We start from the raw sequence: 19615 nt of genomic DNA on the forward strand, positions 1-19615 counted from the left end.
TTCACTCATAACTCATGGCTTCTTTCCCAAATGCTTTTCTCAAAATACTGATCTGACCGATATGGTACGCCTGATGGTGATTAATAAAAGCCCAAAGTTCACCATTGGTTGTTGCTACTTTATCAAAAGGAGGCAGGGGAGATTGCTCAAGTTCCTGATCAGAAAGCTGTTTCAATCCATGAAAAGCAGGCTCATGCCAGCGATTCCATTCCTTTTTGATCTCTTCTATGGAAGGATAGTCAAACTTATCCTTTGCTTCCGACCCACCCATCACTGCAAACAGCTTTTTCCATTTTACATCAGGTTCAAGTCCGGCCATTTGTATCAACCCATACTGGGAATTCAGCAAGTGTCCTGCCAGGTATTTCACGTGGTTGACGTTTGTATCACCATATGGGCGTTCGTTGGTTTCTGCATCGGTAAAATCATCTAATACATTATTAAACAGGCGCTGGTGGAGGTCAAACTGGATGAGTAGAAAATTTTTCATGGTTATTTTTTTGTCATTGAATGAACTCCAACATAATGTCTGATAACCAACTCTGCCCGTGGTGTTTACGCCATTCTTACGGGTTGAATGCGACAAAGAGTTTTGGTTAATTACAAAAGCTATGTTAAGGGAAATTCATAGCTATTTCATTAATCTAGAAATCAGTCACCATGAAGCATGTATCTATTCTAATACCGGAAGGAAATGTCAGTATCGTCAATATAGGCGGCACTCATCAGATCTTATCTATGGTAAACGAAGTATTACAGAAGATGGGTCAAAACCCGGTATTCGATATTCACCTGGTAGGATTGGAAAAAGAATCTCAAAGATCACCCAGGTTGTTTTCGGTAACAGCAGATCGTGTAATTTCAGAGATAGCGAAAACCGACCTGATCATTATTCCCGCTATTTTTGATGATGTTCCTACGGCGAAAGAGAATAACCGGGAGTTTATTCCCTGGATCCTGCACCAATACAAAAATGGGGCAGAAGTGGCGAGTATGTGTGTGGCTGCATTTTTCCTGGCTGAAACGGGATTACTTGACGGCAAGCATTGTTCTACACACTGGATGCATGCCAACAGTTTTAGGGCTCTGTATCCTGATATTAATTTGGTAGATGATAAGATCCTGACGGAAGAAGATGGGATCTATACCAGTGGTGGGGCATACGCTTTTTTGAATTTACTGATGTATTTGATCGAGAAAAATGCGGGAAGGGAAGTAGCTGTCCACATATCAAAAGCCTTTTCCATAGATATTGACCGGGAGAGTCAGTCGCCTTTTATCATGTTTGAGGGGCAAAAAGACCATGGGGATGAGAAGATCATCTCTGCCCAGGAGTACATCGAAGAAAATTATGAGCAAATGATAAGGGTGGATGAATTGGCTGAGAAGCTCGCATTAAGCCGGCGTACCCTGGAGCGAAGGTTTAAAAAAGCCACTTCCAACACCGTTACCGAATACGTTCAGCGGGTAAAAGTGGAGGCCGCAAAGAAAGACCTCGAGCGTACTCGTAAAAATGTAACCGAGGTGATGTACGAAGTTGGTTATTCCGATACTAAATCATTCCGGAATCTTTTCAGAAAAATAACCGGATTAACTCCCAATGAGTATCGCGATAAATACAACCGTGATGCCGTAGCGGTTTAAGGGTCATCCCTGCGTCAAAAGTACCAAACTATCATCCAAAGCGGCTACGGAATGTTCAACTTCGGCGGGGATATCGATCTCATCAAATTGTTTCAGGCGCACATCTTTCTTGGGTTGATGATAGATCACTTCACCTTCCAGAACTAACAATTTGGTGGGGTGGTGGGCAGTATGATCTTCCAGTTTCATTCCTTTCTTAAAGCCAAACAGCAACACTTTGAAATGGTCACCGGTGTGGAAAGATTTGGCAATGGGGTGCGCCGCATCCTGCAATTGATCTTTAATAGCTTGGACAGTCATAGGTTTGAAATTTATTTAAGATGAATCCTAATCCTACAAAAATGCCCGGACTTTTGCGAGACGGCTTCAGGTTTTGCTATCCATCATGTTTGGCGATCACCCAAACGGCGTGAATGATACCGGGAAGGAAACCAAGGATGGTAAGTAAGATGTTCAGCCAAAATGCTCCTTTGATCCCTACGGTAAGAAATACGCCAAGGGGTGGTAAAAGGATGGCAAGTAGAATACGAAGAATGCTCATAGCTATTTATTTGTGTTGAGGTTAATCAAAGGGTTTTAGTATCAAGAACTTCGTTGGATACGCCGAATTCTATAGTTTGTTCTCCTGCAGATCTTTATATAACGAGGCTCTTTTCAATTTTCGGTTTTGTGCGAGGTACTTAAGATCGTACTTGTTGTCGTACATCAATTGTTTATGGTAATAGTTGATGTGCTCTAAAACGGCAAAGATATTTGCTGCAAGAGCCCATCCGAGAAAATTGCCTGCCACAAAACTGCGCCCTGAGATCAGCCATTGTACGGTAAGGATTAATGGCATCAGGAGGATGCCGTACACATTATACTTTTTGAATGTCCTAAACCATTTTAGGGCACGCGCCTTGAATACATGATTTTCTTCCAGAATAGACCATTTTATCCACCAGTAGTACGTTCCCTGTGCGAGTATAAAACACATCATTAACATTCCGAATGAAAGAAAGATCAGGTGTTGTGCTTCATATTCAAAATTCAGAAAGATGAGTACGCAAAAGAACATTAGCGCATTCATGCCTTCAACCTGAAAGTATCTTTGAAGACGCTTCCTAAGTCGTTTTTTTGTAGAGCTCTGAGGCATCTTGAACAAGAATGTCTATTTATGTTTATAAATGGTTCCATCTTTCATTACAAAAGAAACCTGTTCCAAAGTATGGATATCTTCCAATGGGTTAGCATCAGTAGCCACGATATCTGCCATTTTTCCGGCCTCTATACTTCCGATGGTCTCCTGCATTCCCAGCACGGTTGCTGCTACGGTTGTGGCACTTTGAATAGCTTCCATGGGCGGCATGCCTACCTCGGTCATATAACCAAATTCCTTACTGTTAAGTCCATGAGGGAATACGCCGGCATCGGTTCCAAAAGCGATCTTTACTCCTCGTTTATAAGCATTTTCAAAGGTACTTTGGATCTTCGGGCCAATTTCAAGTGCTTTGGGTACCACAAGTTCCGGATAATATCCTTCTACTTTTGCTTTTTCGGCGACCCATTTTCCGGCGGATATGGTAGGCACATAGTACGTTCCTTTTTCGATCATAAGGTCCATCACTTCTTCGGTCATGTGGGTACCGTGTTCAATGGTCAGAACACCGGCTTCTACTGCACGTTTCATACCTTCAGCACCATGGGCGTGAGCCGCAACATGCATTCCATATTCACTGGCTGTTTTGACGATAGCATTCAATTCATCCATAAAGAATTGGGGGGCATCACCTGATTTGGCTACACTTAATACCCCGCCCGTTGCTGTTATCTTGATATGGTCGGCTCCGTTCTTATATCGCTGTCGTACGGCTTCCCGGGCTTCTGCTACTCCATTGATGACTCCTTCTCTCGGTCCCGGATTTCCCATCAGATCTTGTTTCCAGCCATTGGTAGGGTCGGCATGACCGCCGGTAGTGGCTATGGATTTTCCTACTGATATGACCCGCGGACCGTCAACAAAACCCTGGTTGATCGCATCCCGAAGGGCGGTATTGACTCCTGAACCTCCCAGTTCACGTACGGTTGTAAAACCGGCCATTAAGGTACGTTTGGCATAAGCAGTGGAGCGAAAGGCAAAGTCGGCTTCATCAAAGGTAAACTGTTCCAGGTATTTTTGAGGGTTCGTCTCACTTTCAAGGTGAACGTGTAGATCTATGAGGCCCGGCAACACTGTTTTATTGCTTAGGTCAATGATGGTATCTTCACTTTTACCGCTAACAAATCCGCTTTCGATAGCGGTGATTTTGTTGCCAGAGATGAGAATACTGACTTCTTTTTTAGGCTCATCAGACAGTCCGTCTATTAAAGTACCGGCATGTATAATGGTTTGTTGGGCGAATACTTGTGGTGTTGATAATAAGAGAATGAAAAGAGCGGTTAAGCAAAGTCGGAACAACTTCATAGTAAATTATTTATTTGAGGTGGTGGCTGAATATACAAACTGAGCGAAAGAATAATATTAGAATGAAAGATGGAAAATCCTGTGAAATATTGTTGTGGGGAGTACACTTTGTTTGATTATTTATGGTAGTTTTGGCGCACATAAATTCAATTTGAAATTATTTCGATGACTGTAGCTTTATTTATTCTTGGTTTAGTGATATTAATCGCAGGAGCGGAACTCTTCCTGAATTCGGTAGATAAATTTGGCTTGGCATGGAGTGTCTCACCGGTTGTAATGGGCCTCACGGTGGTGGCATTTGCTACGGGTGCACCGGAGCTGGCCATTAGTTTACAGGCGGCAGCAGACGGGAAGCCTGATCTTGTTTTGGGTAATATCCTTGGCAGTAACATTGCCAATATCTTGCTTATACTTGGCATTGCCGGGCTTGTTAAGCCACTCAAGATCACCAATCGAATTATTAAGATCGATGTTCCGGTCGTGATCGGGGCCAGTGTTTTACTGTTTATACTCTCGCTGGATGGAGAACTTGCCCCGTTGGATGGAATCATCATCCTGGCTGCACTGATGATCTACTCCATTTTTGTATACCGACAGATCAGGCAAGATCAAAAGAACAACCAAAAGAATAATGAAGAAAACCCTTCCAAACTGGATGAGCCGGTAAATGCATGGTTTTATACCAAGTACATTTTGATTCTGTTGGTTGGCCTGGTATTTATCGTATTGGGCTCTCGCTGGATGGTTGATTCGGCTGTGGAGATTGCCGGAGCGTTGGGGATATCGGAGCTTATTATCGGGTTGACCATTGTATCGATCGGAACTTCTCTGCCGGAAGTAGCTACCTCACTTTCGGCCGTTCGGCACAATGATTCTGATACAGCCGTTGCCAACGTAATGGGAAGTAATCTTTATAACATCTTTCTTACCCTGGGTTTGACCATTGTGGTCGCTCCCGGTGCTTTATCTGTTTCGCCGGATGCTTTAAAGTTGGATATGCCTTTTATGATCATTGTTGCGCTGGCTTGTTTACCTCTTTTTTGGCCGGGAAAGGTGCTGGGCAGGGCAGAAGCTGCCGGTTTCCTTTTCTATTACGCCGCCTATCTAACCTATTTGGTCTTTATTGCTATCGGACATCCTTTTAAGGAAAGTGTGGAGTGGCTGATGCTTTGGGTGATAGCACCTATTACTCTACTGTTAGTTATTACAAAGTTTGTACTGGATTATCGCCGCTTGAGAATGTAGGTTCTTGTATTCCATTTGAATACAATCCTAATTAATGAATTCCATAAAGATAAGATTATCGGCCTTGCTGTCTTTTTGCAGTTTGGCCGTAATATTAAGCTCGTGCAATGAACCATCAAAACAAACTTCCGCTCCTGATATTGATGATTTCCTTTCGTTTACTCCAAAAGTCATTCAGTCTATAGATCATACCGGAGAGTTATATTTTTCACATTTAGGGTATGAAAGTGTTGTTTTGAATAACGGGAATATCGTTTTTGCAGACCGGCAGATTCCAACCATCGTAGTGATCAATGAAAAAGGTGAATTACAAAAAGAAGTACCTTCAGGTCGAGGTCCCGGAGAAATTCTGGATGCGTATTATTTCACTAAAGGTGCAGATGGTTCCATCTATACATATGATCAAGATAATGACAAGATCATAATCTTTGATGAATATTTTAATTTGGATAAAGAAATTATCCCCCCTAAATATAAGTCGTCGAGTTTATTAAATGTATACAGAGGGAAAAGTGACCAACTTTTCTTTGAGATGGCATCCCATGATTACTTTGAAGATCTGGAAAAAGAGAAAGTAAATGTACTAGTCCAATATGATGTAGAATCAGAGCGCTTTTTAAATGAGTTTACTATTAGGGCTCAACCGTATGCACGTTTAATTTTAGATGGCCAGGTTAGGGGAGCGGCAAAAGTTCCTTATGCAACCGGAACAATAACTGCTTATAACACGGAAGAAGGTTCTCTTTTTATTTATGATACAGGAACGGATGTGATTGCTGAAATAGATGCGCAATTTGATACTTTAAATTCCATCAGGGTTAATCTACCCAGTGAAAGTATATCATCTGCTGAGCGTGATTCTCTTAAATCCTCCTATAATTTTCCGGAACAATGGAAAACCGTGGAAGAATTACTACCCAAACTAAAAGCCCCGGCCGATAAAATGATCTATCACCAAGGCGAGTTTTGGCTAAAGTCCAATATCGAGACTGATACTGAAATGTGGCTGGTCGTTGGGGTGGATGGAGGAATAGACAGAGTTGTACATTTACCAAAGGAAAGTATACTCATGCATGTTTCAGAGGAACATTTAGGCGTGCGCTTAGACGATGTAACCTTTGCCTTATTAACCAATCCTAAACCGGAACCTTTAGATTGAAAACCTAAAAATGATTATTACAAAGAGATTAAATGGCTATCTCTTGTAATGTTCTGCATAGTTTACTCCCAAAATATCCAGCCGTTTAAAATGACTTTGCAGACGGGTTTGGAATTCAAGCCAGTTCTTATTCTCAACAGGTGTCCAGAGCACTTCTGCCAATGCAGTAGCACGCGGATAAGCCATGTATTCAACCTTATCACCGGAGTGGATGTATTCGGTCCAGACATTTCCCTGTGATCCAAGCACATATCGGGCTTCTTCATCGGTAAGTTCATCCGGAATGGGATCGTAGAAGTACACATCTTTAAGCGTGGTAAAACCTCCGATCGCCAACGGTTCAGTCTCCGGATCTGCTTGATAGTGATCAAAATAATTGGAATCCCAGGGAGTCATGATCACATCATGTCCCATTTTAGCTGCTTCAATACCACCTTTTTCACCTCGCCAGCTCATGACGGTAGCACGGGGAGCTAATCCGCCTTCCAATATTTCATCCCAACCGATGATCTGCCGCCCATGCTGATTCAAAAACTGCTCAATTCGCTGAACAAAGTAGCTCTGAAGTTCATGTTCATCCTTAAGGCCTTCTCTTTGCATGATTTTTTGAGCCACCTCGCTTTCTTCCCATTGCACCTTGGGAGCCTCATCACCCCCAATGTGGATGTACTCACTTGGGAAGAGTTCCATCACTTCGGTAAGCACATCTTCCAGAAAATTAAATGTTTCTTCTTTTGGGCAATAGATATCTTCAAAAACCCCCCAGGTTGATTGTACATGATATTCTTTCTCAAAACACCCAAATTGCGGATAGGCTGCAAGAGCCGCACTTGAATGTCCCGGAAGTTCTATTTCAGGAATGATGGTGATGTGGCGTTCTGCAGCATATTTTACTACCTCTTTGATCTCTTCCCGGGTGTAATAACCGCCATATGGGACGTTGTCGTAGCGATCGGATCCATAATGACCGATCAGGGTAGAATCCCGCCAGGCACCCACTTTAGTCAGTTTGGGATATTTCTTTATCTCAATGCGCCATCCTTGGTCTTCGGTGAGATGCCAGTGAAAACGGTTCATCTTATGCATAGCTAACAATTCGATGTATTTCTTGACGAACTCCACAGGGAAAAAGTGACGGGCTACATCAAGATGCATTCCCCGATATTCGAATCTCGGGTAGTCTTTGATACGGATCACAGGAATTGACCAGTCTATGTTATTTGACGCCAAGGAGGGAAGTTTATGCTCTATGGCCGGCGGAAAAAGTTGTCGCAGAGTTTGGACTCCATAAAAAAGACCGGTCGTGGTTGGAGCAGAAATTCGAACCTCCTTTGGAGTGACCTCAAGCAAATACCCTTCGGGATGATCGATTTCTATATCTGAATCCAGGTCGAGGACGATTCGGGCGTTGGTATCTTGCTCTGCGGAAGAAAGCTTTTGAACGCTGTGTTTCATCCATGTGGCTGAATGGATCAGATCAGCAACGTACTCCCCTAAAAAATGCATTTCTTTTGATTCTTCAGAAAGATAGATCACGGATTGTCCTGAGAGTTCAAACGAACCTTCTCCGGCAGTGTAAGAAACCGGTTTGGGGATTACCTCTAAGGGATATGGAGTCTGAAATGCCTGAAGGGAAGTTGAAAGGAAAAAAGTCAGGAAAATCAGGCTGAGTAAAGATCTGCAATTCATGAGGTTAAGGTCATGTTAGGATTGTGAACATCGAAGATACTATTTTGGGATCACATTTGAAGTACCTTTATCCGGCTCAGCCCAAAACCTGTAAATGCAAATGTTTTGCCTTATCCTTTAGCTTGTTCCTCTTTTTCCTTGAGAACGTAATTTGCATACAAGAACTCCAATGCAGCGGCTTCATAACCTTTCCAATTTTGTATGAGCTGTTGAAACCGTTCTTCAGAGGTGTTATGGGGATCTTTACCATAACTCCAGATGATCCACCGGCGCAGTCCTTTTTCTTCTCCTGATTTTTTGTTGGATGGAAAAACGGCATCGGTGCGACCGCGCATCATCATGAGATCCTGTCCTGAAGTCGGGCCTATTCCTTTGATGTTCGTAATGATCTCGTAAAATTCCTGAGGATGACACTCCATAAGGTGGTCCATGTCTACATTGCCGGCTACAATATCGTTGGCTAAGCCAACCAAATATTGTCCTTTTCGGAGGGTCGGCCCCAGCTTCCGGATGTTAGCCGGGTCTGCTTTCATAAGCTGATGTGGACGGGGCCAGGCGGGCAGTGATTTTTTGCCGTGCATCAGTGCCGTACCGTATGTTTCCCGGATCCGAAACATCATCTTTTTGGCAGTGGGTTTATGGTTCATCTGCATTTGCACGATCCGGTATAAAATATCCTCAAAAAGATTGGCGCGGGTCATACGCTTCAACCCGTATAACTCGGTGAGTTTGGAGCCTAAAACAGGATCATCCCCGGCCTGATCGTATAATGGGCGAAGATCCATGTCGGTTCCAAGTATCTTGGCCAGGCTTTGATTGGCTAAATCGATCTCATCCCGGGAAAGGCTTTCGGCGGTTTCGATGTGAAATTCCGGGTGCTCGGGATCTCCGTTAAAGAAAACGGTGACGATCACGTCCGTATCACCGACGGGGATCGGGCGGGTGAATCCTTCTTCGAAGATTTTCTCAGGATCATGCTCGTGATCAAAATAGGATTCAATATCAAGACAAAGAAACCAGTCGTGGGGTGGGATGGATTTGAGGGTCCAGGAACTCATAACCTAAGGATGTTTTAAAATTTCAAGGGATACAAAAAAGGCTCCTGTAAAATACAGAAGCCTTGGGCAAATGGGGATTTTTTTATTTAATTCGCCAATTCCATTTCCTTGGAACTGCTGAAAGGATTCCAACTCAGGGATTTTGCTTTTTCCAGCAAGCGGTCTGCGGATATATAAACGACCGGTATGAACACGAGGGTCACGAGGGTGGAGGCAGTTAATCCGCCAATTACAACGCGGGCAAGAGAGGCTTGAATCTCAGCACCGGCTCCCCAACCAAAGGACAGGGGAAGCAATCCAAGTATCGTAGTCAGGGTCGTCATCAGGATCGGGCGCAGGCGTAAACGTCCGGCTTCGATCACTGCTTCATAGACCGGCATGTTCTTTTCTCTCCGCATCAGGTTGATATAATCCACCAATACAATGGCATTATTCACTACGATACCAATCAGCATAATCATGCCCATAAGGCTTTGAATGTTGATGGTAGTACCGGTAAGCAACAGGGCGGGAACAACTCCTACCATAGCCAGCGGTACCGAAAACATAACTACAAGCGGATCAAGGAACCGTTCAAACTGCCCGGCCATAACCATGTAAATAAGAATAATGGCCATGATGATTGCCATGGAGAAATCACGGGCGGCTTTTTGTTGTTCCTCATATTCTCCGCCAAAAACAATGGTGAATCCTTCCGGCAGCGGGAAATCAGACAGCTCGGCCTGAATGGCTTCTACGGCTTCACCAAGGGCAATTCCACTCTCAAGGTTGGCCGTGATGTTGGTCACCCGTTGTCCATTTATGCGTGAGATATCTTCAGGTCCCCGGCCACTTTCTTTCTTGATAACAGCCGAAACAGGAATCACTCCCTGGGAGGTAGTGATCGAGATATTATCAATATCCAGGGTGCCAAGGCGGTCTTCCGGCCGTAAACGTACGGTGATGGGGTATTCATCGCCTCCAATGCGGTAAGAACCTGCCCGGCTACCACCAATATTGGTTTGGATGATCTCAGCTACTTCACGAACCGAAAGTCCCAGATCTGCAATCCGTTCCCGGTCAAATACGATACGTTCTTCAGGAGTACCTTCGCTTCTTCCGGAGCGTACCTCAACGATTCCCGGAAGTTTCTCAACCCGAAGTTTAATCTCCTGAGCAAGTTCATATGCTCTGTCCAGATCGTAGCCGCGAAGTTCGAACTGTACGTCTTCACCGCCTCCGCCACCAAATATCCGGCGCATGATCCACAGTCCGGATTGTGCGCTAACGCGGATATCAGCTCCGGGAATTTTGCCTTCAAGGTTTTTGCGTATTTCTTCAGCGAACTCTGAGGTTGATTGTGATCGCTCTGATTGTGGGACCATTGCAATTTCGATCTCGGAACGGCCGTCACGTACTTCCGTGGTGAAATATTCGACATCTTCCATAGGAAGGGTGGCACGTACGATCTCTTCCAGTTCTTTCATATACAGATTCTGAACGGCAATATTCGTGCCATCAGCCATTTGAAGGTCAATATCGATCTCATCTGCATCTGTTTGAGGAGCCAGCTCAACCGGGATGATGGGGATGGATAGAAAGCTCCCGACTACAAGAGCTGCCGTTATTCCGAATACGGCAAGCTTATGCTGCAGGATCTTATCCAACAACACTGAGTATTGAGTCTCCACTTTTTGGAAAAATTTTTGAAATCGTCCTTTTTTATTTTCTGAACCTTTTTTGACGGTCAAAAAGCGGCTGGAGAGCATTGGTACCAGCGTCAAGGCCACAAGCAGGGAACAGATCAAAGCAAACACGACCACCAAAGCCAATTCCTGGAATAGAAGTCCGGAGATAGTTTGCATAAAAACAACCGGTAAAAAGATCACACAAGTGGTTAAGGTAGAAGCCACGATCGCACCCGCCACTTGTTTGGTTCCGATGAGTGCACTGGGTTTTAATTCTTCACCTTCTTCTTCCCGAAGCCGTATGATATTTTCTAATACTACAATGGAGTTATCAACAATGAGGCCAACCCCAAGGGCAAGTCCGCCAAAACTCATTTGGTTCAGGGTAAGATCATTGAAGTAGAGCAGTGCAAAAGTCGCTATAATGGAGATCGGTATAGCCACAGCTATGATGAATGTGGAGGAACCGTTGCGGAAAAAGACGTATAAAACAATTACAGCCAATAATGCACCCCACACCGCAGAATTTTGCACATTGTCGATGGAACTTTGTATAAACTCACTTTGGTCGGTGGTGACAAACAAGTTCAGATCGTTCCGTTCGCTGTTGATCTGCTCTACTTCATTGCGGATATCCTGAGCTACAGAAACGGTATTGGCACCGGTCTGTTTGCGGATCCCGAAACGAACCATGGGTTTGTCATCGATGCTTACCACACGGTTCAGATCCTGATATCCAAAACTGACATCAGCTACATCTTTTACGCGGATCGGTTGCTGATCCACCGTGGTAATGACGGTATTGGCAATTTGCTCAATGGACTCGTATTCCCCCAAGGTCCGTACATAAAGTTGCTGAAGCCCGGATGCTACATTACCTCCGGGCAGATTCGCATTTTCCTGAGCTATAGCTTGTTGTACATCTGAAGTTGTGAGCCCGCTTGCAATGAGGCGGTCGCGCTTGATATCAACTTTGACTTCACGTTCAATGCCTCCCCAAATGTCGATCGATCCAACGCCGTTGATTTGTTCAAAACGTTTGGTGATCTCACGGTCAAGCACGGTGGTTAGTTCAGCCAGGTTCATGTCAGAATTGGCCCCTACAATGACGATCGGGAAATTATTGGGGTCGAATTTCCAAATTCTTGGAGCATCAGCTTCCGGGGGAATGCTACGTCGTACCCGGTCCAGGGCGGCTCTGACATCGTTGGCTGCTACATCAACATCTACACTTTGGGCGAATTCAAGGGTTACACGGCTTCCGCCTTCTTCGGAACTGGATCGCACCCGTTCAACACCCGGAATACCGGCAAGAGCATTTTCTATCGGTTCTGTTATGATCTGTTCTATTTCCGCAGGTCCAACATTATCGTAATCCGTGGCTACGGTAAGCTGAGGATATTCAATGGGCGGGAGCAAATCGACCGGCAAAAACCTGAAGCCGATTATACCAAGTGTAATGATGATCAGAAAGACCATCGAAGTTGCAATAGGGCGTTTTATCGAAGTTTCAGTGATGGGCATAATCGTCAGATTTAAAGAGTTACGTTGTTGGGGCCTTCTTCACGGTCTTTCATGATCTCACGAAGTAAGTCTTCTCGCTGAAGCTGCTGAAGTTCATAGATGCGTTCCCATGTCATAGTACGGATACGGGCCTGTTCTCTTCCCTCAGAAAGCAAATCCTGACCAACGGTAACCACCCACTGTCCGTTTTCCACACCGTTTACGCCTAATTCCATCCGGCCTTCAGCTAACACATCAATAGGCACAAATTCAACCGGCAAAGGTTCGGTCATTGCTCTCGATCCATTACTTTCTGAAGAATCAGTAACGGGTTGAATTTCGGAACTCAGGGAACGAGCGATGAACACGCCTTCCTGACCGGTTGTTGGATCGGTGTAAAGGGCGCTGGTTGGAATCAGGGTAGCTTGTTGGCTTTCACCAAACAGCACATCCACGGGCACAAACATACCGGGGCGGAGCAGGCCATTCCTGTTGTCGACATCTATTTCTGCTACCGTGCTTCTGGTAACCTCATTCAGGAAGGGAGATATACGGGAAACTTCTGCATTCAATACCGTTTCACCCCCATTGGAATCATCCACTAATATTCGGGCCGATTGCCCTACATTGATGCGATTCAGCATATTCTCAGTGAGTACGATCTCGATCTTAAGCCGGCTCAGATCTCCGATCAAAAATAACTGGGTGTTGGTAGATACCTGCATACCGATCTCAGCATTACGGCGACCTATATTTCCTGAAATGGGGGCTTTGATAACCGCTTTTGATAATTGTTCTTCTTGCTGAGCTACCTGAGATTCAGCCTGTTCAACCTGAGCTTCCGAAAGTTCCACATCTGCTTCCGCGGATAAAAGTTCCGCTTCAGCCTGTTCTACCTCAACCTGACTGGTGAGCTCTTTGTCTTCAAGTTGCTTGATACGATTATATTCAGCCTGTACACGTGCAAGATTAGCTTTGGCTTGTTTCAACTGGGCCTGGTTGATCTTGAGGCCGGCTTTAGCTTGCTGCAATTGCTTTTCAAGAACCTGGGTATTCAGGCGCACCAACCGATCTCCTTTTTCAACATATTCTCCATTTTGTACGAAGACCTCAGCGATCACCCCGCTGATCTCCGGATACAAAGCGACCTGATTCTCAGCTTTTACATTTCCACTGAAACGTTCAACCAGGGGAAGGGACCCAAAACGGGCTTGTATGGCTTCAACGGAAGGAATGACAGCCTCTTCCTGAGGCATCCGTGAATCCGGTGAAGGCCCTTCCTCTGAGCAGGCTGTGAAGGCAACAGTTGTTAGCGTAAATACAATTATTTGGAGTGCGGAAGTACGTTTTTTCATCGATCTCTTTTAGGTTTGTGAATAAATTAACCTAATTTTCTCGAAAAGTACTCCCGGGCATATGTTAAATGCTATTAAAGCAGTAATGCATACGAACTTAGGGTGATCAGGATTTTAAGCTTCCACAGCCCTGTTTTTTATTTCAAACTCAGAATCTCCGGAGTCTCGTTTTGATACTGTGGCATGGTCATTCCAATGGAAGCATTCACATACGTTGGATCTGTTACGGTATAAGTTTTACCCTGGTAAAAATGTTGGTCGCCTGAGACCTTATCGGTAAAAGCTACAGCAGTAGCGAGGTGTTTACTGTAGCGAAGGCCAACCACTTCCAAACCCACCAGATCCTGCACCAAATTTGCAAACAGAATAGCGCGGTCATCGCAATCCGAGGAAGGATAAAAAAGGGTTTCTTCCGGCAACATATATTTTTCCCGGTCAAACTGATCCTGGTCGGTTTCGTATTCAAAAGCGGTCTGTACAAAACCCAGTAGAAAATTCACGGCTTCTTCTTCAGTCATATCGGAAAGGATGGGAACCAATTTCGGGTAGATGGACTGTTTGGAAGCAGGGGATAAGGAGGCCGTAAAAAAGACCGGTAATTCCGTAAGAGGATAAAACTCAAAGTAATCAACCAGCGCCATGTCGATACTAACGGGGAAGGAATATTCTTTGCCATCGTAAGAAAATTCCAGCGTTTTGGTTCTTGAGGTTTCTTCATTTCCCAATACGGGATATTCTTCAATTTTGAGGTCGAGCTTTTTTCTTTGTTGCTGATGAGAACCTGAATAGGTAAAAATAGATGATGGCGACTGTTTATCCGCATCCAGATCGATCACATAATATTGATCGCCGTCCAGGGTATAATACTTGGTATTGAACACATTGTATTTTACGGCATATAGCAAGTATATGCTGCGCTGATCATAACCGATCCTGACCTGATAACCCGATCGGCTCAACAAAAACCAGGTGTATAGATTTACCAATTTCCGATCATAGCCCGCAAAAACGGTTTCGGCAAAGTCATTCATCAGCAGCACGTAGCCCCAGTCATTGAGTTTCAGGTCTTCGCGAAGCTCCCCGCCATATTCCAGGATCGGCTCGTGATCTACCCGGCTGACTTTATCCCAAAATGCTGCGATCCTTTTGTTATCGGTGCGACCGGCTGAAAACTCCCGCCGGGAAAACAATTTCCGAAGTTCGGATGGGTATTGAAAAGGGATGGCTGAGGAAAAATAATCAATGGAGGTATTCTGTACAGGTATATCGTCAAATAAAGAAGTTCGGTCAGGTAAAGTCGCACGAGTAGTTTCTCTTTCCGGCAATTTTGGAAGATCGGCTGAGATGCGTTCTTTGAGTGGAGGAAGGTCTTTAGGAGCCTTATTCTCAACCACAGGTTTTGGCGGAGCTTTGGGGATGGTGACCGGTTTGCGCTCTTTGTAGAGGTCAGATCCGTCTTTGATCCCGACTTCCTTCCAGGTTTCTTCCAGCATCTTGATGAACTCCTCATCGAATTTATCCTGGTATTCCCGGAATTCCGCTTCCTGTTGCTTCTTCCATTTTTCGAATTCGGTATCCTGCGCGAAAGCAGCATGGAAAGTGATCAGTGGAAATAAAAAAAGCAGAAACAGGAATGGTTTTTTTGTCATTTTGCTGTGATACCCCATCTTATGATCCGGTTTAAGTTGTGAATAAATCGCAGTTGCAAGAAAAAATTGAAGAATTAACGAACAGAGTCAAATTTAATGATTTGTGTTGATGAATATTTCACCCTATAATTCACCGAACAAAAAAACCAAATCAAGGGGTAGCGATATGAAAATCAAATCTATTCTTTCAACCTTATTTGTATTTACTTTCCTGATTTCTTGCGGAAGTAACGAGCCTGTTAGCACGAACAACCAAATGCCTGACTGGTATATGGTTCCACCTAACGACACAGAAGAGTTCTTTTATGCTGCAGGTGAAGGACAATCATCCCGGCAGGGAACTGCGCTTCGAAGTGCACAGCAAAATGCTACACAGGAGATGGCTGCAAAACTTGAGCAGAAAGTATCTGCACTGCAAAAGTCTTTCGAGGAAGAAGTGCAAAGCGGAAATAATGCGAATTATGCTGCTACATTTTCTAATGCCAGCGAGATCCTGATCAATAATACACTTAACGGTGTAACCCGGGACCGTGCCGATTGCGAGCAAATGAGTGCTGAAGCAGCCGGCGGGAATGTGACCAACCGTTGTTTTGTGTTGGTGCGTATGCCGGTAGGTCAGGCCCGTGATGCCCTGGCTAATGCTTTATCCAAAGATGAAGAATTGTATACCAAGTTCAAGTCTTCCAAAGCATTTGAAGAACTTCAGGAAAGACTTCACGAACTGGAATAAACCGGTTTTATGAATATAAAATTCATGGTATCTCCAATGCCTTGTGATGTAAATCACAGGGCATTTTTTTTTGCTCATCAGGACTGTTTTTTAAAGGTGAAAGAAGGATTCTCGGCCTGCTTTAGTCGCTCCCGGTTCATCTTCTCTTCGTACAATCGCTCAACATCTTTTAAAGTATCCACATCATCCGGTGCCAGATCCCAGCGAATGGCTTTGAACCGTGGAAATCGCAGCGTATAGTTTGCTTTGGTGCGTTTATTCACCTGAATGTCATCGAATTCCAGCTCAACAACGATGTTGGGATACAAGCCCAGTGTAGGCCCGTATTTCTCGGCGATAATGTCTTTGATCCGGGCATTCAGTTTCTTCAATTCATCATCGGTATAACCACCATATGCTTTTCCAATGGGGATGAATTCTTCCTCATATCGTTCGTCTTCACGGACGGAAATACCCAGGGTGAAATCCGAATAGGTGCCGCCCCGTTTTCCACTTCCGGCATGGGCATACATCATAATGGTATCCAGCGAGCCACCCGGCTTTTTCACTTTTAACCACGATTTGCGTCGCTGACCGTATTCATAGGTCGATTCCTTATGCTTCAACATCAAGCCTTCATTTCCATGCGCAAGGGCGCGTTCAAACAATTCTTCAATGTGTTCTTCGTGTTGAATGTCTTTTTGGGTGGTGATTGGAAAATGATGCTTTTCTGAAAGTTCAGACAGGAGGGAACGACGATGCGTGAGGGTTTTCTCAAAAATGGGCTGATCATCGTGGTACAAAATATCATAAGCGATCAGCAGCGTAGGATACTCATTTAACACTTTCTTGGAAGGCTTCTTCAGTCCCATACGCTTTTGAAGCAGCTGAAAAGGCAGGATGGTCTCATCTCTGTACACACAAATTTCACCATCTAATACCGTACCGGGCAATTCACGCTGTCGAAAAAACTCCACGATCTCAGGAAAGGAATGGGTGATGTCATTCAGGTCGCGGGAGAAGATTTTCACCTCATTGCCAGCTACATGAAGCTGACAGCGCATGCCATCAAATTTCTCTTCGGCAACATAGTGATGGTACACGTCCACTGAACGACTTTCAATTGGTGAAGCCAGCATGAAAGCGATGGGCTGAAATAGTTTGAACTGCGCCTCTTCCAATTGATCATGCTTCGCTAACACAGCCGTTTTCCCAATACTGCCGGTGATCATATGCACATACCGAACGTCTGCCACCTTATGCCCATATGCTTTCGCAATGGCCGAAACAATACTCTTCGACTCAAACCCGATCCGCAGCGATCCCCGGCCCATAATTCGCAGAAAATACTTCACCTCCAATGGCGACATCCGAAGCCAGGTTTTCTTGAGAATTTCCTGTTTATCTGCCCGGGATGAAACGTCATATAATTGCTCAAAAATATACCGGACTTCCTGCAGCGTTAGTTCTTCCGCTGACCATTTTTTTCGGGCTTCAGGAATGTTATGCAGCAGCATTTCAATGGTTTCGGACGAACTCCCCACCGCCGTTTTACTGGGCTTGAAGACCTTTTCATAATCGATCTCGCAAAGCTCTGCCGCAAGTGTGGAATATGTGCGGCTCCCAACTGAAGCTCGTTTACCGGATACATCCGAAAAAGCACCCTCACCCAAAAACTGAGCTGCTAACTGAAGATCCTTATCCGGAGTAAGCGACCGAAAATACTCAGCACAGATCCTGATCTTCGCATTCGAACCCCGCGTCTCGTTTATTTTCTGAGCCGTTTTAGCCAGGGTATAAAAAGTATGAATGATTGATGCTGCCACAAGATTATTAGCCTTTGTAATTCAAAATTAAAGATGAAAAATTTGAAATGGAACCCGATGTAGTTGAAGTAAATTTCAGCATCTCTGTTGGGTTATCCACTGTAATCCCATCCTTCATTTTGAATTTTAAATTTTGAATTCCCTTAATCATCTTGTTCAACTTTGGTATCCAAAAATTGAGATTTTATTCCCCGTTCATCCAGGTAGTGTTTTACCACGTCGGGATTTGGGGTGTGGGTGATGTAGGTCATTTTGGGGCGCAATTGTTCACAAAGGGCGATGAGTTCAAAGAAATCCAGATGGTCAGAAATGGGTATGAGTTTGTCTACGGTGAGCTGTGAGCGCCGTGATTCCATCGCTGCCCAGCCGCTGCAATAGGCGATCCGTTTTTTTCGCACATTCGATGCAAATCCATTGTTAATGGCCGAACTGGGACAGATCAGGATCTTACCCTGGCAAGTTTCCCGATCGTAGGTTTCATATTTACCCAGGTCGATGCCGTGCTGTTCATACACCTCACACAATTTGAAGCCCGCTCCGTGAATTTGCACGGGATGATCCAGATCCTTCACCAAATGCATGATCTCCTGCGCCTTCCCGAGATTGTAAGCCAGAAAAACAGGTGTGAATCCATCTTCCAAAGAGGAAGTTGCAAACTCGGTGATGTCGGCTTTCAGCTCCTCATAATCAGCCCAGCGGTACACGGGCAGACTGAAGGTCGCCTCGGTGATGAAGCTGTCGATCTCAGCATTGGGGAGTTCGAAGCCTTCGGAGGCGGGGGAGGGAGGCGTGCGGCAATCGCCGGTGTAGAGGAGGTTGCCGTAGTCGGATTCCACGAAGGTTAGGGCTGAACCGAGAATATGTCCGGCCGGGTAGAAGGTAATCTTCGCATTTTCAGTTTCTACCGATTGTTTGAAGGGCAATGTCTGCACTTCATTCCGAGCTCCGCGCAGCTTCATGAAGGCCGCGGTGGCGGGAGTGGCGTAAACCTTTGCATCTGCTTTCCAAGGAATGTGATCGGCATGACCGTGAGATACAAATACATGTTCCGCTTGCTTGCCGCTATAATCCAGCCCAATGCCCAATTGAGGCAACAAAATTCCATGATTTCCGGCTTTGGTGATCTTGAGCATAGTGGTCATTCCCGTGAAGACGGGAATCTGGATTTAATTAGTAGCAATTACAGCATCTGATCTTGTCATCCTTGTAGGTGACAACATCCTGGCTGTTTAAATTCATTCACTCACTAAACTAAGAAGAGAGGGTGACAGTTCATGGCAGGGCAGGCAGGCTCTTGTTTCCAATAATAACTCAGTAGCTATTACTACTTTACTACACATCAGAGCAAGAGAACGCGTGAAAAAGGGTAGAAGTTAAATCAGGCGTTCCTTCCGCTCAGAAAAGGGAAAAGACAGGATAGGGTTTGAAAATGTCAGGAGAGAACTCAAAAGTTAACATGGCAATTCGTTTAAACTTTGAGATCCCTCGTGATAGATATTATTGCCTTTTGCTATTTATTAAGCACTCGGGATGACAACAATCGGGGCTGTGCTATGCAACCAAACCTGTCAGCCAATTATCTAATATCTGCTGGGATGAGAATCCGAAAATCCCAACATTCAATGTTCAATATTGAATGCCTGTCTGTCAATAGGCAGGTTTCATATT

The 19615-nt window shown here is 44.7% G+C and carries 16 protein-coding genes; 4 read left to right on the forward strand and 12 right to left on the reverse strand.

Features of this window, described 5'->3' with window-relative positions:
• Window position 1: 1 nt before the first annotated feature.
• Window positions 2-490 carry a DinB family protein gene (locus B151_RS0101595; RefSeq protein WP_020401838.1) on the reverse strand — a complete coding sequence of 163 codons (489 nt, stop codon included), beginning with the start codon at window positions 488-490 and terminating at the stop codon, window positions 2-4.
• 170 nt (window positions 491-660) lie between these two features.
• Here B151_RS0101595 and B151_RS0101600 point away from each other — a divergent pair, with 170 nt between their 5' ends.
• Entirely contained in the window at window positions 661-1644 is a 984-nt protein-coding gene (locus B151_RS0101600) for a GlxA family transcriptional regulator (protein WP_020401839.1), read from the forward strand.
• Window positions 1645-1647: 3 nt separating this feature from the next.
• On the opposite strand, the gene B151_RS0101605 is transcribed toward B151_RS0101600, so the two are convergent.
• From B151_RS0101605 to B151_RS0101620, 4 genes are all read right to left on the reverse strand, one after another.
• Entirely contained in the window at window positions 1648-1944 is a 297-nt protein-coding gene (locus B151_RS0101605; protein WP_020401840.1) for a cupin domain-containing protein, read from the reverse strand.
• Window positions 1945-2020: 76 nt separating this feature from the next.
• Window positions 2021-2185: a YqaE/Pmp3 family membrane protein gene (locus tag B151_RS19830; protein WP_020401841.1), complete on the reverse strand. Its 165-nt coding sequence runs from the start codon at window positions 2183-2185 to the stop codon at window positions 2021-2023.
• A gap of 69 nt (window positions 2186-2254) precedes the next feature.
• Window positions 2255-2779 carry a hypothetical protein gene (locus tag B151_RS0101615; RefSeq protein ID WP_020401842.1) on the reverse strand — a complete coding sequence of 175 codons (525 nt, stop codon included), beginning with the start codon at window positions 2777-2779 and terminating at the stop codon, window positions 2255-2257.
• A gap of 15 nt (window positions 2780-2794) precedes the next feature.
• Window positions 2795-4087: a metal-dependent hydrolase family protein gene (locus tag B151_RS0101620; protein WP_020401843.1), complete on the reverse strand. Its 1293-nt coding sequence runs from the start codon at window positions 4085-4087 to the stop codon at window positions 2795-2797.
• A gap of 165 nt (window positions 4088-4252) precedes the next feature.
• Here B151_RS0101620 and B151_RS17675 point away from each other — a divergent pair, with 165 nt between their 5' ends.
• Entirely contained in the window at window positions 4253-5332 is a 1080-nt protein-coding gene (locus B151_RS17675; protein WP_020401844.1) for a calcium/sodium antiporter, read from the forward strand.
• Between the two features lie 34 nt (window positions 5333-5366).
• Entirely contained in the window at window positions 5367-6491 is a 1125-nt protein-coding gene (locus B151_RS0101630; protein ID WP_020401845.1) for an NHL repeat-containing protein, read from the forward strand.
• A gap of 36 nt (window positions 6492-6527) precedes the next feature.
• Here the strand turns inward: B151_RS0101630 and B151_RS0101635 are convergent, their stop codons facing one another.
• The 5 genes from B151_RS0101635 to B151_RS0101655 all read right to left on the reverse strand — a co-directional run bounded on the left by B151_RS0101635 (window position 6528) and on the right by B151_RS0101655 (window position 15412).
• Window positions 6528-8180 carry a beta-N-acetylhexosaminidase gene (locus B151_RS0101635; protein ID WP_020401846.1) on the reverse strand — a complete coding sequence of 551 codons (1653 nt, stop codon included), beginning with the start codon at window positions 8178-8180 and terminating at the stop codon, window positions 6528-6530.
• 110 nt (window positions 8181-8290) lie between these two features.
• The gene (locus tag B151_RS0101640) at window positions 8291-9238 is read right to left on the reverse strand and encodes a DNA-3-methyladenine glycosylase family protein (protein ID WP_020401847.1); all 948 of its coding nucleotides are present in this window, start codon (window positions 9236-9238) and stop codon (window positions 8291-8293) included.
• Between the two features lie 86 nt (window positions 9239-9324).
• Window positions 9325-12429, reverse strand: coding sequence for an efflux RND transporter permease subunit (locus tag B151_RS0101645; RefSeq protein WP_020401848.1), 3105 nt, complete (start codon window positions 12427-12429; stop codon window positions 9325-9327).
• Window positions 12430-12440: 11 nt separating this feature from the next.
• Window positions 12441-13763 (reverse strand): efflux RND transporter periplasmic adaptor subunit, encoded by a 1323-nt coding sequence (locus B151_RS17680; RefSeq protein WP_020401849.1) that lies wholly within the window; start codon window positions 13761-13763, stop codon window positions 12441-12443.
• A 137-nt stretch (window positions 13764-13900) separates the two neighbouring features.
• Window positions 13901-15412, reverse strand: coding sequence for a hypothetical protein (locus B151_RS0101655; protein WP_157470636.1), 1512 nt, complete (start codon window positions 15410-15412; stop codon window positions 13901-13903).
• A gap of 166 nt (window positions 15413-15578) precedes the next feature.
• Between B151_RS0101655 and B151_RS0101660 the strand changes: the two genes are divergently transcribed.
• Window positions 15579-16142, forward strand: coding sequence for an LPP20 family lipoprotein (locus B151_RS0101660; protein ID WP_020401851.1), 564 nt, complete (start codon window positions 15579-15581; stop codon window positions 16140-16142).
• 77 nt (window positions 16143-16219) lie between these two features.
• Here B151_RS0101660 and B151_RS0101665 read toward each other — a convergent pair whose 3' ends face one another.
• Window positions 16220-17947: an ATP-dependent DNA ligase gene (locus tag B151_RS0101665; protein ID WP_020401852.1), complete on the reverse strand. Its 1728-nt coding sequence runs from the start codon at window positions 17945-17947 to the stop codon at window positions 16220-16222.
• A 143-nt stretch (window positions 17948-18090) separates the two neighbouring features.
• Window positions 18091-19089, reverse strand: coding sequence for a hypothetical protein (locus B151_RS0101675; protein ID WP_020401854.1), 999 nt, complete (start codon window positions 19087-19089; stop codon window positions 18091-18093).
• Window positions 19090-19615 lie beyond the last annotated feature (526 nt).

Source organism: Gracilimonas tropica DSM 19535 (assembly GCF_000375425.1).
Taxonomy (GTDB): domain Bacteria; phylum Bacteroidota; class Rhodothermia; order Balneolales; family Balneolaceae; genus Gracilimonas; species Gracilimonas tropica.